General features: G+C 60.9%; 13 protein-coding genes. 7 read left to right on the forward strand and 6 right to left on the reverse strand.

The annotated features are described in order from the left end of the window. Positions 1 to 198: 198 nt before the first annotated feature. Together TX24_RS20635 and TX24_RS20640 are read right to left on the reverse strand one after the other, a co-directional pair. Positions 199 to 1,140 (reverse strand): FecR domain-containing protein, encoded by a 942-nt coding sequence (locus tag TX24_RS20635; RefSeq protein ID WP_057710985.1) that lies wholly within the window; start codon positions 1,138 to 1,140, stop codon positions 199 to 201. Further along, on the reverse strand, positions 1,137 to 1,625 hold the full coding sequence (locus TX24_RS20640) for a sigma-70 family RNA polymerase sigma factor (RefSeq protein ID WP_003188822.1): 489 nt from the start codon (positions 1,623 to 1,625) through the stop codon (positions 1,137 to 1,139). The genes TX24_RS20635 and TX24_RS20640 overlap by 4 nt, the downstream gene beginning before the upstream one ends. A gap of 171 nt (positions 1,626 to 1,796) precedes the next feature. Between TX24_RS20640 and TX24_RS20645 the strand changes: the two genes are divergently transcribed. The 6 genes from TX24_RS20645 (at position 1,797) to TX24_RS20670 (ending at position 7,952) form a co-directional block, all read left to right on the forward strand. Continuing rightward, positions 1,797 to 2,099 (forward strand): DUF3649 domain-containing protein, encoded by a 303-nt coding sequence (locus TX24_RS20645; protein WP_057710986.1) that lies wholly within the window; start codon positions 1,797 to 1,799, stop codon positions 2,097 to 2,099. After that, positions 2,096 to 3,670, forward strand: a complete 1,575-nt coding sequence (locus TX24_RS20650; RefSeq protein ID WP_057710987.1) for a PepSY-associated TM helix domain-containing protein — start codon at positions 2,096 to 2,098, stop codon at positions 3,668 to 3,670. Before TX24_RS20645 ends, TX24_RS20650 begins: the two co-directional genes overlap by 4 nt. Continuing rightward, a complete protein-coding gene (locus TX24_RS20655; RefSeq protein WP_034134810.1) occupies positions 3,670 to 3,996 on the forward strand; it encodes a DUF3325 domain-containing protein in 327 nt (108 codons plus the stop codon). Before TX24_RS20650 ends, TX24_RS20655 begins: the two co-directional genes overlap by 1 nt. A gap of 7 nt (positions 3,997 to 4,003) precedes the next feature. Next, a complete protein-coding gene (locus TX24_RS20660) occupies positions 4,004 to 4,582 on the forward strand; it encodes an RNA polymerase sigma factor (protein WP_057710988.1) in 579 nt (192 codons plus the stop codon). Continuing rightward, entirely contained in the window at positions 4,579 to 5,556 is a 978-nt protein-coding gene (locus TX24_RS20665; protein WP_032903315.1) for a FecR family protein, read from the forward strand. The genes TX24_RS20660 and TX24_RS20665 overlap by 4 nt, the downstream gene beginning before the upstream one ends. 155 nt (positions 5,557 to 5,711) lie before the next feature. After that, the gene (locus TX24_RS20670; protein ID WP_003188833.1) at positions 5,712 to 7,952 is read left to right on the forward strand and encodes a TonB-dependent receptor; all 2,241 of its coding nucleotides are present in this window, start codon (positions 5,712 to 5,714) and stop codon (positions 7,950 to 7,952) included. A gap of 136 nt (positions 7,953 to 8,088) precedes the next feature. Here the strand turns inward: TX24_RS20670 and TX24_RS20675 are convergent, their stop codons facing one another. Together TX24_RS20675 and yejK are read right to left on the reverse strand one after the other, a co-directional pair. After that, entirely contained in the window at positions 8,089 to 8,439 is a 351-nt protein-coding gene (locus TX24_RS20675) for a glutaredoxin family protein (RefSeq protein ID WP_003188836.1), read from the reverse strand. Next, positions 8,439 to 9,443: a nucleoid-associated protein YejK gene (yejK, locus tag TX24_RS20680; protein WP_003188837.1), complete on the reverse strand. Its 1,005-nt coding sequence runs from the start codon at positions 9,441 to 9,443 to the stop codon at positions 8,439 to 8,441. The genes TX24_RS20675 and yejK overlap by 1 nt, the downstream gene beginning before the upstream one ends. 397 nt (positions 9,444 to 9,840) lie before the next feature. Here yejK and TX24_RS20685 point away from each other — a divergent pair, with 397 nt between their 5' ends. Next, the gene (locus TX24_RS20685; RefSeq protein ID WP_003188840.1) at positions 9,841 to 10,122 is read left to right on the forward strand and encodes an HU family DNA-binding protein; all 282 of its coding nucleotides are present in this window, start codon (positions 9,841 to 9,843) and stop codon (positions 10,120 to 10,122) included. Between the two features lie 78 nt (positions 10,123 to 10,200). Here the strand turns inward: TX24_RS20685 and rlmF are convergent, their stop codons facing one another. Further along, positions 10,201 to 11,217, reverse strand: a complete 1,017-nt coding sequence (rlmF, locus tag TX24_RS20690; RefSeq protein WP_057710989.1) for a 23S rRNA (adenine(1618)-N(6))-methyltransferase RlmF — start codon at positions 11,215 to 11,217, stop codon at positions 10,201 to 10,203. A 239-nt stretch (positions 11,218 to 11,456) separates the two neighbouring features. Next, positions 11,457 to 14,303, reverse strand: coding sequence for a valine--tRNA ligase (locus TX24_RS20695; RefSeq protein WP_057710990.1), 2,847 nt, complete (start codon positions 14,301 to 14,303; stop codon positions 11,457 to 11,459). Between the last annotated feature and the right edge of the window lie 79 nt (positions 14,304 to 14,382).

Consider the following 14,382-nt stretch of genomic DNA (forward strand, 5'->3'; position numbering starts at 1 on the left):
CAAGGGGGGGCTTTCCTTCTCTGTCACGCCAGGTGCGGAAAACGGCTCACAATTGCGTATAAATATTTTTGAATGCGCTTCCCACTGTAGGAGCGAGCTTGCTCGCGAAAGTCGTCAACGATAATGCGGGTTGTCTGGTTTAACGCGGTGGGTTGAGGTTTTTCGCGAGCAAGCTCGCTCCTACAAAAAGCGCTTGCATCACGCCCGGGCCTGCACGGTCACCCAATAACGCGTAAAGCGCCGCACTTTCACCGGCAGGCTGATTTCCAGCAGGTCGAGGATGCGTTCGCTGTCGTCCAGCGGGTAGCTGCCGGACAGCAGCAGGTTGGCCACTTGTGGATCGCAATGGAGCTGGCCGCGACGATAGCGCCCCAGTTCACTCAAGAAGTCTTCCAGGCGCATATGTGCGGCCACCAGCATGCCGTCGGCCCAGGCGCCGCTGTTGGCGTCGGTGGCGCGCGGGGTGTCCCAGCCTTTGCGGGTGAAATTGACTTGGTGCGCGGCATCAACGCTCAGCGCCAAGCCGTTGTAGCGGTTGGGCATCACCTCGACCTGGCCGGCCAGCACCGCCAGTTGGGTGTGGTCGTTGAACTGGCGCACAGTCAAGCGCGCCGCCTGGCTGCTGAGCAGGCCCTGGCCGGTCAGCACGTGCAACGGCGCCTGGCCTGCACGGGCAGTGAGCAGGATTTCACCTTCAAGCAGGCGCACCAGGCGCTGCTGGCCGTCGAAATGCACATCCACAGCGCTGCCGGTGTTGAGCTGCAACTGGCTGCCGTCGGCCAGTTGCACCGTGCGGCGTTGGCCCACCGGGCTGCGATAGTCAGCCGTCAGCGGCGGCAGGATATGTTGCTGGCGCAGGCTCCAGGCAGCGGCTGAACCGGCACCCAGAATCAGCAGCAACTTAAGCGCCTGGCGCCGGTTGCTGGAGGTGGGGGCATTCAACGCGGCGTGAGCCAGGGGCGAGGGCACGCCGCGCAGGCGTTGGTTGACGCGCTGGATCTGCTCCCACGCGCGTTGATGTTCGATGTGAGCATTCAACCATTGCTGCCAGGCCGCCTGCTGGCGCGGGGTAAGCGCGCCTTGCTGCATTTCCAGCAACCAGTGCACGGCTTGTTCGGCGACTTGGCTGGAGACGTTCATAGGGCGAAGTAGCAGCGCATGGCCGCTTTGGTCAGGTGGCGTTTGACGGTGGCGATGGAGATGCCCAGTTGCGCGCCGATTTGCGCGTAGGTCAGGCCGTCGAGTTGGGCCAACAGGAAGGCGCGTTTGACTTGCTTGGGCAAGCCGTCGAGCAGTTGGTCCAGTTCCAGCAAGGTCTGCAGGATGATTGCACGGTCTTCTTCCGACGGCGCCACGTGTTCAGGCATCTGCGCCAAGGCCTCAAGGTAGGCGCGCTCCAGGTCCTGGCGGCGGTAGAAGTTGAACAGCACACGCTTGGCCACGGTGGTGAGGAAGGCGCGCGGCTCGATCAGCGTTGGCGCTTCCCGGGCACTGAGCACGCGGATGAAGGTGTCCTGCGCCAGGTCGGCCGCGTTGTCCGGGCAGCCGAGCTTGCGCCGCAACCAGCCGGTAAGCCAGTGGTGATGGTCGTTGTACAACACTTCGACGGGATTGGACGGCTGCAACGCGATCACTCCGCAAGCATTCGACATGCTTTAGAGAACAAGAATTGTTCGCATTGTAGGGCCCGTGACCGGGTTCGGCAATCGGGCAGGGCAGGTGATTCATCCGTTCTCTTTTGCTTATGAGAATATTTATCATTAATATTGCGCGCTGATGAACCAGGCGCCTGCCGCATGAAAAGCAAAACCTCATTGCCCGTTTCCTACCGCCTTGCCGTCACCTCGCGCGTGCTGGCGGCGGTGATTGGTGGTTACCTGATGGCCTCCCTGGCCGCCATTTGCCTGGCGCTGTGGCTGCCCACTACCCGTGCCGATGCGGTGGTTACCGGCATGATGAGTTCCTTTGTGTTCTACCTGCTGGCGGTGCTCTGGTGTTTTGCCTGCCGCACGGCATGGCGCGCCTGGGCAGGGGTGATGGTGCCGAGTGCGCTGTTTGCCACCCTGGCCGGCATTGGTTTCTGGATGGCACGAGCATGAAAGAGGGCTTTCGCCAGGCCATGGCCTGGTTGCACACCTGGGCAGGCTTGATCTTCGGTTGGCTGCTGTTCGCGATTTTCCTGACCGGCACCCTGGCCTATTTCAAAGACGAAATTACCCATTGGATGCAGCCCGAAGTGCAGGCCCATCCCCTGGACGATGGGCGCAGCCTCGCCGTCGCGCAAAGCTACCTGCAACAGCAGGCACCCACCGCCGCGCGCTGGTTCATTACCTTGCCGACCCGCCGCGACCCCGGCCTATCGGTGATGTGGCAAGACAAGCTCGAGCCCGGCAAGCGCGGCACCTTCATCCAGAAAGTCCTCGACCCCGTCACCGGCCAAGCGGTGCAGGCCCGCGAAAGCAAGGGCGGCGAGTTCTTCTATCGTTTCCACTTCCAGCTGCAAATGCCTTACCCGTGGGGCCGCTGGCTGTCGACCATCGCCGCCATGGTGATGTTCGTCGCGCTGATCACCGGCATCATCACCCACAAGAAAATCTTCAAGGACTTCTTCACCTTCCGCCCCCGCAAAGGCCAGCGCTCCTGGCTGGACGGTCACAACGCGGTGGGTGTGCTGGTGCTGCCGTTTCACCTGATGATCACCTACAGCAGCCTGGTGATTTTCATGAGCATGGTCATGCCCGCGCCCATCGTGGCGTCCTATGGCGACGACAGCCGGGCGTTTTTCAATGAGCTGTTTCCCAACACCAACAATGCGCCGGCCCTTGGCCAGCCAGGGCAGTTGCTGCCGTTATTGCCGCTGTACCAGCAGGCGCGGGAGCAGTGGGCGGGTGGTCATGTAGGGCGGGTGGCGGTCAACAACCCCGGCGATGCCAACGCCTCGGTCAATGTGTTCCGCGCCGGCTCCGACAGCGTAGTGCATGCCTCCGGCAGTACCCTGTCGTTCAACGGCACCACCGGCGAGCTGTTGCGAGGCAGTGCCGAACCGTCATTGGCGACGGCCATCGGTGGCAGTTTCTACGGTTTGCACATGGGCCATTTCGCCGGCCCAGTGCTGCGCTGGCTGTACTTTATTTGCGGCCTGGCGGGCACGGCGATGATCGGTACGGGCTTGGTGATCTGGCTGGGCAAGCGCCAGCTCAAACATGCCAAAGCCTCGGTCATGCCGTTTGAACTGCGCCTGGTGGAGGTGTTGAATATCGCCAGCATGTCCGGATTGATGATCGCCATCGCGGCGTTTTTCTGGGCCAACCGCCTGTTGCCGGTAAGCTTCGCTGCGCGTTCCGACTGGGAAGTGCAGGCGTTCTTTATCGCCTGGGGCCTGAGCCTGTTGCACGCCTTGCTGCGGCGCGGTCGCCAGGGTTGGGTCGAGCAACTGAGCTTCGGCGCGCTGTTGTTTGCCGCCATTCCATTGCTTAACGCCATCACCACCGCGCACCACTTGGGCGTCTCCGTGCCAAACGGCGACTGGGCCATGGCCGGCTTCGACCTCACCTGCCTGGCCAGCGGCATGTTCCTGGCCTGGGCGGCGTGGAAGATGCACCACCGCACCGCGCCGCAACCCAAGGCTGAGCGTGCCCGCGGGTTGACACTCAAGCAGCAGGCCCACTGATGCTCCTCGCGCTATTGATGTGCTACGCCGGGTTTACCGCGCTGTGTTTGTCTACCGACCGTCACCACGACGAATTGCTGCACTGCAAACCCACGCCCACGCGGCGCCTGGCGCTGCGGGTGGGCGGCTGGTTGCTGCTGGCCGTGTCGATCTGGCCGGCCGTGCTTGGTGCTGGTTGGGGCCAGGGCCTGGTGGAGTGGTGCGCGGTGTTGATGCTCAGCGCCTTGCTGCTGGTGTTGCTGCTGCCGTATCGGCCAAGGCTGGCCTTGATCCTGGCGGGCCTCGGCCTGTTGGCCAGCCCTGTTGCGGCGTTCGCCCTATCTTGAGTCGGCCATGAGGATCAACCCACCGCCGCAACCCCAGGACAATCCGCATGCGGAGGCGGCCGGTGGGCGCGCGCATTTTTTGCAGGTGTTTTTGTCCCAGCGCTCGCAAATGGAGGCGTTGGTCAGCCGTCGCGTCGGGTGCCGCGCCACGGCAGCCGACCTGGTGCAGGATTTGTTCCTGCGCTTTTGGCGTCGCCCGCTGGTGCAGGTTGAAGAGCTGAGCACCTACCTGCTGCGCTGCGCCGGCAACATCGCCATCGACCACCTGCGCAGCGAAGGCGCGCGAGCACGCAGCAGCGAAGGCTGGCTGCCGGAACAATCTGACCACCAAGGCTGCGAACCCCAGGCAGCGTTGGAGGCGGGCAATGATCTGCGCCATGTGGAAGCCGCCTTGCGCAGCTTGCCCGAGCGCACCCGCCAGATTTTCCTGCTTAACCGCATCCACGGCCGCAAATACGCCGAAATCGCCAAGGCCATGGGCCTGTCCCAAAGCGCCGTGGAAAAACATATGATGCGCGCCCTCGAAGCCTGCAAGGCCAGCCTTCGCGAAGCACCGCCTCCACGCATGCCAGGGAAAGCCCCGTGAACCTCACGCCCACGCCCGCCCAGGAACAGGCCGCACTCGATTGGTTGTGCCTGCTGCATGACCAGCCCAGCAGCGGCGACCAGGCCACGTTCAGCCGCTGGTTACGTGCAGATCCCGCACACGTCGAGGCCTACTCCCAAGCCCAGGTGCTCTGGGAATTAAGCGAAGTACCGGCGCGCCAACTGGCCGATGAGGACGCGCTCGCCTTGCAGCGCTACCTCAATACGATCAACGCCTCCAAACGCTCCCGGGTAGCGCGTTGGTCTGGTGCCTTGGCCGTTGCCGCCTGCCTGCTGCTGATGGTGTCGATGGGCGCCGGTTGGCAGCCGTCACGCTGGGTCGATGAGTGGGGCGCCGATTATGTGACGGCGCCGGGTGAGGTAAAGACCTTCACCCTGGCCGATCAATCCAAGGTCACCCTCGACGCCGACAGCGCCATCTCTGTAGATTTCAGCCAGGGCGAACGGCACATCCAATTGCGCCGTGGTGCTGGTTTTTTCAGTGTGACCCACACCGGCCAACCCTTCGTGGTGGAGGCGAGCGGCGGTGAAACGCGGGTAATGGGAACGCAGTTTGAAGTGCGCCTGCAACCTGACGGCGCCGAGGTCACTGTGCTGTCCGGCCGTGTGGGCGTGACGCCCTCCAAACAGGGCCAGCAACAGGTGCTGACAGCGGGCCAGCAAGTGGCCTATGCCGACGGTATTGCCGACCCTTTGCATGGGGTCGACAGCGCCTCACGCCTGGCCTGGCGCGAAGGTTGGCTCAACTACTACAGGGCACCCCTGGCCGATGTGGTCCAGGACCTGAGGCGTTATTACCCCGGCCGAATTCTTCTGCTTAACGAGAATATGGCCGCCAAACGCGTCAGCGGCAGCTTTCCGAGCCAGGACCCTGTAGCGGTCTTGAACGCCTTGCAAGCGGTGTTGGGCTTTGAACAGCACACCTTGTTGGGCCGAATGATTGTGTTGCGCTAGGCCCGCAGCGCCTTCATCGAACCTTCATCGCAATCGCCACAACCTGTCACCAAACGGTTACACGTGCCGTGGATCATCCCTGGGTTCCTGAACAAGTGGTCAGGAAGCTCGCATCTGCCCCATACAACACAACAATGTCAGTAAGGGATCTACACGTGAACCACAACACTCTTTATGCCCTGCTCCTCGCATCGGGCCTGGGCGGCTTTGCGCCGCTGGTTTTGGCCAATGATGCCCAGGATGTAGGCTCGGTGAACATCGCCGGCAAGCAAACCCTTGGCAGCGGTCACATGATTCTCGAAGAAAGTGCGAAGGCACGCTCGACGGTGACCAAGCAAGCCATGGACGAAATGTCGGCCACCGCCAACGCCATCGACAAGCTCAAGTACACGCCGGGCATCAACGTTTCCAGTGATGACGCCAGCGGCACCAGTGGCACCAGTTTTACCATGCGGGGCATGAGTTCCGACCAGGTCGGCGTCTCGGTGGACGGCGTGCCGATCAACGATTCGGGCAACTACAGTGTGTACTCCAACCAGTTGGGCGACCCGGAAAACCTGGCCGAAGTGTTCGCCACCCAAGGTTCCTCCGAGGCCGACGGCCCGCACATCGGCTCCAGCGGCGGCAACATTGGCATGATCACCATTCGCCCGACCAAGGACGCCGGGGTTTTCGCCAAACAGATCGTCGGTGCCAACGCCCTGCGCAAGACCTTCGTGCGAGCGAACACCGGGGATGTGGGTGGCCTGAAAACCTGGGTGTCGGCATCCCACCTGGAAGGTGACAAATGGCGCGGCAAGGGCACTCTGCGCAGCGACAAGATCGAGTGGAGCAGCCTGTTCGAAGGGGATAACGGCAACTCCACATTGGCCACGATCAAGTACAACAAGCAGGAAAACTACAACTACAACAGCCTTAGCAAGGCGCAGTTCGACACCGAAGGACGGCGTAAGGATTACGCGCAAAGCCCGGTGTACAAGGCTGGTTTGCTGTCGGCGTCCTACAAGCTCAACCGCAACCCGTTCGAAAGCGTCAACGCTACGCTGACCCAGCGCTGGCAACTGCAGGACAATTTGTCGCTGACGCTCACGCCGTATTACTACTGGGCCAACGGTGGCAGCTTCAGCGGCCAGACGGCTTCCAACCTGGGGCCAAAGTCCGACAAGGCCGGCAACTACGACCTGAGTAACCTGCAATCGGCCAACTATTACCGCCCTTCGTGGACCGAAACCTGGCGCCCTGGCTTCACGGCGAAAATGAAGTGGGACATCAACGAAGAACACAGCCTGGACTATGGCTACTGGTACGAACGCGCACGCCAGCGCCAGACCCAGCCCTTTATCGGCATTAACAACGAAGGTGCCCCCGACGATGTGTGGGGCGACTACAACAGCGGCGGCCAGGTGGTCGACAAAAACGGCGCTACGGTCCAGGGCCGTCACTACTACACCGTCACTCCCGCGCAGAAGCTCTGGGTACAGGACAACTGGCAAGCCACACCGGACCTGAGTTTTGTTGGCGGCGTGGCCTACCAATATGTCGAGCGTGACGGCAACAACCTCGGCAGCCTGTACGACACACCGGAGAAGCGTAACACCCGCTACCACCAGTTCCTGCCCAACTTCAGCGCCAAGTACCAGGTCGATGAAAGCAACCAGGCGTTCTACAACGTCACCCGCAATATGCGCACGCCGCCCAACTACGTGCTGTACAACAAGGGCGACTCCGTCAGCCTCAAGTCCGAGTTGAGCTGGAACCAGGAATTGGGCTGGCGCTACACCGAAGACGATATGGCCTTGAGTGCGACCCTGTTCTACATCAGCTTCAAGGATCGCCAGGTCTCGACCACCGACGCCAGCGGTGACTACATGGTGCTCAACGTCGGCACTGTCGATAACAAAGGCCTGGAGCTGGAATGGAGCGGCCTGTTGCCGCACAACTTCAATTACTACGCGTCCTATACCTACACCCAGTCTGAGCAGAAGGACGACCTGCTCAGCAAGAACGTGCTGCTACCAACCTCGGGCAAGCAATTGGCCAACGTGCCGGAAAACATGTTCAACCTGGTGTTCGGGTATGACGATTCGCGGTTCTACGGCAACATTGCAGGCAAATATGTCGGCAGTTTCTATGGCGATTTGACCAACAAGGAGAAGATCGAAGGCCGTACGGTGTTTGACCTGAACGCGGGTATTTATTTGCCGGTGGATAAGAAGGTCATCAAGTCGGCGGCACTGCGGTTTTCGATGCTCAACGTGTTCGACAAGGAGTACTTGAGCTCGGCGCGTACGGTGGCGTTCAACTCGGCGCCGGTGAACGGGTTGGGGGCGAGCACGGCGTATTACAACGTGGGTGAGGAGCGCACGGCGATGGTGTCGCTGGAAGCCAACTTCTAAGCCCACCCGCAAGCCCAATGTGCAGAGCTGACTTGTGTGGGAGCTGGCTTGCCTGCGATAGCGGTGTGTCAGTCACAGGTATTGAACCTGTTACACCGCCATCGCAGGCAAGCCAGCTCCCACATTTGATTGTGTGTTACTTCAATGCGGCCATGATCGCTTCAGGGTTGTAGTCGCGAATCAACGTGCCGTTCACATCCACAAACGGAATCCCACCACCGCCCAGCGCCTCATACGCCTTGCGCGCCTGGGCATCCTTCTCGATATCGACGGCCTGGTACGGGATACCCTTCTGGTCCAGAAAACGCCGGATCTGCTTGCAGTACCCACACCATTCGGTGGCATAGAGCACCACCCGCGCAGAGGCGCGCACCTGCTCCGGGACCACCTGGGACGGGTTGAACAGCCGCTCGACCTTGCCCCAGTTCTGGATCGCAACCACCACCAGCAACACCAGCAGGACTTTCTTGAGTACCCCGCCCAGCATCAGTTACGGCGCTTGAGCTGGTCGGTCAGTTGGGTCGGCAGGCCCTTGATGATCAAGGTGCCGGCGGCTTCGTCGTACTCGATCTTGTCGCCCAGCAGGTGCGCTTCAAAGCTGATGGACAGGCCCTCGGCACGCCCGGTGAAGCGGCGGAACTGGTTGAGGGTGCGTTTATCGGCCGGAATCTCCGGCGACAGGCCGTAATCTTTGTTGCGGATGTGGTCGTAGAAGGCTTTTGGCCGGTCTTCATCAATCAGCCCGGAGAGCTCTTCCAGGCCCATGGGTTCGCCGAGCTTGGCCTGGCTGCTGGCGTAGTCCACCAGGGTCTTGGTTTTCTCGCGGGCGGACTCGTCGGGCAAGTCTTCGCTTTCGACGAAGTCACTGAACGCCTTGAGCAGGGTGCGGGTTTCGCCCGGGCCATCCACGCCTTCCTGGCAGCCGATAAAGTCGCGGAAGTACTCCGAGACCTTCTTGCCGTTCTTGCCTTTGATGAAGGAGATGTACTGCTTGGACTGCTTGTTGTTCTGCCACTCGGAGACGTTGATACGCGCCGCCAGGTGCAACTGGCCCAGGTCCAGGTGGCGCGAGGGCGTCACGTCCAGCTCGTCGGTCACCGCCACGCCTTCGCTGTGGTGCAGCAGGGCGATAGCCAGGTAGTCGGTCATGCCTTGCTGGTAATGGGCAAACAGCACATGGCCGCCGGTGGAGAGGTTGGACTCCTCCATCAGCTTCTGCAGGTGCTCTACCGCCGTGCGGCTGAAGCTGGTGAAGTCCTGGCCACCGTCAAAGTAGTCCTTCAACCAGCCGCTGAACGGGTGCGCGCCGGACTCGGCATGGAAGAAACCCCAGGCCTTGCCTTGTTTGGCGTTGTAGCTCTCGTTGAGGTCGGCAAGCATGTTCTCGATGGCGGCGGACTCGGCCAGTTCCGTGTCGCGGGCGTGAAGAACTGCGGGTGTGCCGTCGGGTTTTTTGTCGATCAGGTGGACGATGCAATGACGGATCGGCATAGGCTTCTCGGCTGGTTGAAGGGGGAGCGGTTGGCCTCCCCGAAAAGTCGCCCAGTGTACCGCACCCATTGGTCAAGACGTGCCCCGAACGGCATTTTGCACGCCCTGTGACTGGCCATATGCCTTTTTTTCACGGTTTAGAGCGATAAAGCTGACCAAATGGGTATGTTGAGGCGGATATTTCCCCGTCTCTGTGCTAGTTTTGCCCCGTCTTACGCCAAGTCTCGGCGTTAAGCGTGCATTCAGCATTTGTCAGGTCGAACCAATCCCCGTTTCAAGCATCTATAACCCCGATCTCCGTGGTTATAGCCGGGGATGCCAGGCCATGACGGTCGGGCTCGACGGCTGACACTGCACTCTGCAATCCATATGAATTTGATAGGGAAGGAACACCACAATGGCTATTACTAAAGACCAACTGATCGCTGACCTGGCTGAAGCAGTAGACGCACCGAAAACTACCGTGCGTGCTCTGCTGGACCAACTGAGCCAAGTTGTTGCTGATCAGCTGGAAAATGGCGGCGAAATCACTCTGCCAGGCGTTGGCAAACTGAAAGTGACCGAGCGTCCTGCCCGTACTGGCCGTAACCCTTCGACTGGCGCTGCCATCGAAATCGCTGCCAAGAAAGTTATCAAGCTGGTTGTGGCTAAAGGCCTGACCGACGCTGTTAACAAGTAAGACGCAGCAAAAAAAACCGTGCTTCGGAGTGATCCGGGCACGGTTTTTTATTGCCTGCGTTTTTATTGTGTGGCGGGCTTATCGAACCCAGCGCTGGCGCCAGATCTGCTGCTCGTTCTTGGTCTGGAATGTCCAGGCCACAAAGCGGCTCTGCTTCTGCCCCTGAGACATCTCCACCACCTGGCTTTCCAGCACGCCGGCTTTTTTCAGCGCCGTTTCGATCGCCGGCAGGTTGGAGGCTTTGGACACCAGGGTGCTGAACCACAGCACTTTATGCGCAAAGTGCGCGCTTTCGGCGATCAACTGCGTCACAAACCGCGCCTCGCCGCCCTCACACCACAGTTCGGCCGATTGACCACCGAAGTTGAGCACCGGCAATTTGCGTTTCGGGTCGGCCTTGCCCAAGGCGCGCCACTTGCGCTCGCTGCCTTTGGTGGCTTCGTCCATGGACGCATGGAAGGGCGGGTTGCACATCGTAAGGTCAAAGCGTTCACCCGGCTCCAGCAGGCCCAGCAGAATTTGTTTGGGGTTGGGTTGCTGGCGCAACTGGATGACCTTGCTCAGGTCGTTGGACTGCACGATGGCCTTGGCGGCGGCCACGGCGGTCGGGTCGACCTCCGAGCCCAGGAAGTTCCAGCGGTACTCCATATAGCCAATCAGTGGGTAGACGCAGTTGGCGCCCATACCGACGTCCAGCACCTTGACGATCGAACCGCGGGGAATCTTGCCCTCGTTGACGCTGGCCAGCAGGTCGGCGAGGAAATGCACATAGTCGGCACGCCCCGGTACCGGCGGGCATAGATAGTCCGCCGGGATATCCCAATGCTGGATGCCATAGAACGACTTGAGCAACGCCCGGTTGAACACCCGCACCGCATCCGGGCTGGCGAAGTCGATGCTCTCTTTGCCGTAGGGATTGATGATCACGAATTTGGCCAGTTCAGGCGTGGTCTTGATCAGCGCCGGGAAGTCGTAACGGCCCGTGTGGCGGTTGCGTGGGTGCAGGGTGGCCTCTTTGCGCGGCGCGACGGGTTTGGCCGTGGCGGCGGTTTTAGGCTTCTTGCGCGGTGGTTTGGGCGTAGTGGGGGCGGTCATGATGATTCTGGTGTTGGCTCAAAGTGATGGGCATTGTCACACATTCTTGAACACAACTCGGTCAAATGTGGGAGCTGGCTTGCCTGCGATGCAGGCGACTGGGGGTATCAGGCAGACCGAGGTGATGCTATCGCAGGCAAGCCAGCTCCCACAGGGATAGGGTTCAGAGTCGGAAATGATGTCGTTTTGCTGGACAAAAAAAGAGACCCGAAGGTCTCTTTTTTCACACGGCGCCAGCCTTACAGGCTGGAAATCCGCGCATGTTGCTCTGCCAGCTTGCCCAAGGCTTGTTCTGCCTCGGCCAACTTGGCGCGTTCTTTCTCGATCACTTCAGCCGGCGCCTTGTCGACGAACGCCGCGTTGGACAGCTTGCCGCCCACGCGTTGCACTTCGCCTTGCAGACGCGCAATTTCCTTGTCGAGGCGCGCAAGTTCCGCACCCTTGTCGATCAGTCCGGCCATTGGCACCAGCACTTCCATGTCGCCCACCAACGCAGTGGCGGACAGCGGTGCTTCGGCGCCTTCAGCCAATACGGTGATCGACTCCAGCTTGGCCAGCTTCTTGAGCAGTGCATCGTTCTCGCTGAGGCGACGCTGATCTTCGGCACTGGCGTTCTTGACGAACACGGCCAAAGGCTTGCCCGGCCCGATGTTCATCTCGGCGCGGATGTTGCGCGTGCCGAGCATCAGGGTCTTGAGCCATTCGATATCGCTTTCGGCGGCCTCATCGATGCGCGCTTCGTTGGCCACCGGCCAAGGTTGCAGCATGATGGTCTTGCCTTCGATACCGGCCAGCGGCGCCAGGCGCTGCCAGATTTCTTCGGTGATGAACGGCATGAACGGGTGCGCCAGGCGCAACGCCACTTCCAGCACGCGCACCAAGGTGCGACGGGTGCCGCGCTGGCGCTCGACCGGCGAGTTTTCGTCCCACAGCACCGGCTTGGACAGTTCCAGGTACCAGTCGCAATACTGGTTCCAGATGAACTCATACAGGGCCTGTGCGGCCAGGTCGAAACGGAACTGGTCGAGCTGGCGGGTCACTTCGGCTTCGGTGCGCTGCAGCTGCGAGATGATCCAGCGATCCGCCAGGCTCAACTCATAGGCTTCGCCGTTCTGGCCGCAGTCTTCGCCTTTGTCCAGCACGTAGCGCGCCGCATTCCAGATCTTGTTGCAGAAGTTGCGATAGCCTTCGACGCGGCCCATGTCGAACTTGATGTCGCGACCGGTGGAGGCCAGCGAGCAGAAGGTGAAGCGCAGGGCGTCGGTGCCGTAGCTGGCGATGCCGTCGGCGAATTCGTCGCGGGTCTGCTTCTCGATCTTTTTCGCCAGTTTCGGCTGCATCAGGCCCGAGGTGCGTTTCTGCACCAGGGTTTCCAGGTCGATGCCGTCGATGATGTCCAGTGGGTCCAGGACGTTGCCCTTGGACTTGGACATCTTCTGGCCCTGGCCGTCGCGTACCAGGCCGTGTACGTACACGGTCTTGAACGGTACCTGCGGGGTGCCGTCTTCGTTCTTCACCAGGTGCATGGTGAGCATGATCATCCGGGCAACCCAGAAGAAAATGATGTCGAAGCCGGTGACCAGCACGTCGGTGGAGTGGAATTTCTTCAGGAACTCGGTCTGCTGCGGCCAGCCCAGAGTAGAGAAGGTCCACAGGCCCGAACTGAACCAGGTGTCCAGTACGTCGTTGTCCTGTTGCAGCGCGATGTCCGCGCCGAGGTTGTGCTTGGCGCGCACTTCGGCTTCGTCGCGGCCTACATAGACCTTGCCCGATTCGTCGTACCAGGCCGGAATACGGTGGCCCCACCACAGCTGACGGCTGATGCACCAGTCCTGGATGTCGCGCATCCACGAGAAGTACATGTTTTCGTACTGTTTAGGCACGAACTGGATGCGGCCATCTTCCACGGCGGCAATCGCAGGCTCGGCCAGCGGCTTGGTGGACACGTACCACTGGTCGGTCAGCCACGGCTCGATCACGGTGCCGGAGCGGTCGCCCTTGGGCACTTTGAGGCCGTGGTCGTCGACGCTGACCAGCAAACCGGCGGCGTCGAAGGCGGCAACGATCTGCTTGCGCGCTTCAAAACGGTCGAGGCCGGCATATTCGGCCGGGATCTTGCCGTCGATGCTGTCGTTGAGCGAGCCGTCCAGGTTGAACACCTGGCAGGCCGGCAATACGGCGGCATTTTTGTCGAAGATGTTCAGCAGCGGCAGGTTGTGGCGCTTGCCGACTTCATAGTCGTTGAAATCGTGGGCCGGGGTGATTTTCACGCAGCCGGTGCCGAATTCAGGGTCGCAATAGTCGTCCGCGATGATCGGGATACGGCGGCCAACCAACGGCAGTTCGACGAACTTGCCGATCAGCGCCTGGTAGCGCTCGTCGTTCGGGTTAACGGCGACGGCGGCATCGCCGAGCATGGTTTCCGGACGGGTGGTGGCAACGATCAGGTAATCGTTGCCCTCGGCGGTCTTGGCGCCATCGGCCAGCGGATACTTGAGGTTCCACAGGAAGCCTTTCTCGTCGTGGTTTTCCACTTCGAGGTCGGAAATGGCCGTGTGCAACTTGGTGTCCCAGTTGACCAGGCGCTTGCCGCGGTAGATCAGGCCGTCTTCGTGAAGGCGCACGAAGGCTTCTTTTACGGCTTCGGACAGGCCGTCGTCCATGGTGAAGCGCTCGCGGCTCCAGTCTACGGACGAACCCAGGCGACGGATCTGACGGCTGATATTGCCGCCGGATTGGTCTTTCCATTCCCAGACTTTCTCCAGGAATTTCTCGCGACCCAGGTCGTGACGGTTCTGGCCGGTGGCTTCCAGTTGGCGTTCCACCAGCATCTGGGTGGCGATACCGGCGTGGTCGGTGCCCGGTTGCCACAGGGTGTCGCGACCCTGCATGCGGCGGAAGCGGATCAACGCATCCATGATCGCATTGTTGAAGCCATGGCCCATGTGCAGGCTGCCAGTGACGTTCGGTGGCGGAATCATGATGGTGTACGAGTCGCCCGCACCTTGTGGGGCGAAATAGTTCTCGGACTCCCAGGTGTTGTACCAGGAAGTTTCGATAGCGTGGGGCTGGTAGGTCTTATCCATGCGCGGCGGGACCCTAGTTGGCGTTTATTCAGGAAAGCCGGCAAGTATAACGGGGGATAGGGGCGAGGGCGAGGTGAAG

Origin of the sequence: Pseudomonas lactis, assembly GCF_001439845.1 — a bacterium.
In the GTDB taxonomy this organism is placed as follows: Bacteria; Pseudomonadota; Gammaproteobacteria; order Pseudomonadales; family Pseudomonadaceae; genus Aquipseudomonas; species Aquipseudomonas lactis.

Excerpts from the sequence above, each read along its gene's own strand:
- TX24_RS20650 (WP_057710987.1), top strand. The coding sequence starts at position 2,096 with ATGAAAGAGGGCTTTCGCCAGGCCATGGCCTGGTTGCACACCTGGGCA.
- TX24_RS20675 (WP_003188836.1), bottom strand. The coding sequence starts at position 8,439 with ATGCTGGGCGGGGTACTCAAGAAAGTCCTGCTGGTGTTGCTGGTGGTG.
- TX24_RS20635 (WP_057710985.1), bottom strand. The coding sequence starts at position 1,140 with ATGAACGTCTCCAGCCAAGTCGCCGAACAAGCCGTGCACTGGTTGCTG.
- TX24_RS20685 (WP_003188840.1), top strand. The coding sequence starts at position 9,841 with ATGGCTATTACTAAAGACCAACTGATCGCTGACCTGGCTGAAGCAGTA.
- yejK (WP_003188837.1), bottom strand. The coding sequence starts at position 9,443 with ATGCCGATCCGTCATTGCATCGTCCACCTGATCGACAAAAAACCCGAC.
- rlmF (WP_057710989.1), bottom strand. The coding sequence starts at position 11,217 with ATGACCGCCCCCACTACGCCCAAACCACCGCGCAAGAAGCCTAAAACC.
- TX24_RS20655 (WP_034134810.1), top strand. The coding sequence starts at position 3,670 with ATGCTCCTCGCGCTATTGATGTGCTACGCCGGGTTTACCGCGCTGTGT.
- TX24_RS20645 (WP_057710986.1), top strand. The coding sequence starts at position 1,797 with ATGAAAAGCAAAACCTCATTGCCCGTTTCCTACCGCCTTGCCGTCACC.
- TX24_RS20695 (WP_057710990.1), bottom strand. The coding sequence starts at position 14,303 with ATGGATAAGACCTACCAGCCCCACGCTATCGAAACTTCCTGGTACAAC.
- TX24_RS20660 (WP_057710988.1), top strand. The coding sequence starts at position 4,004 with ATGAGGATCAACCCACCGCCGCAACCCCAGGACAATCCGCATGCGGAG.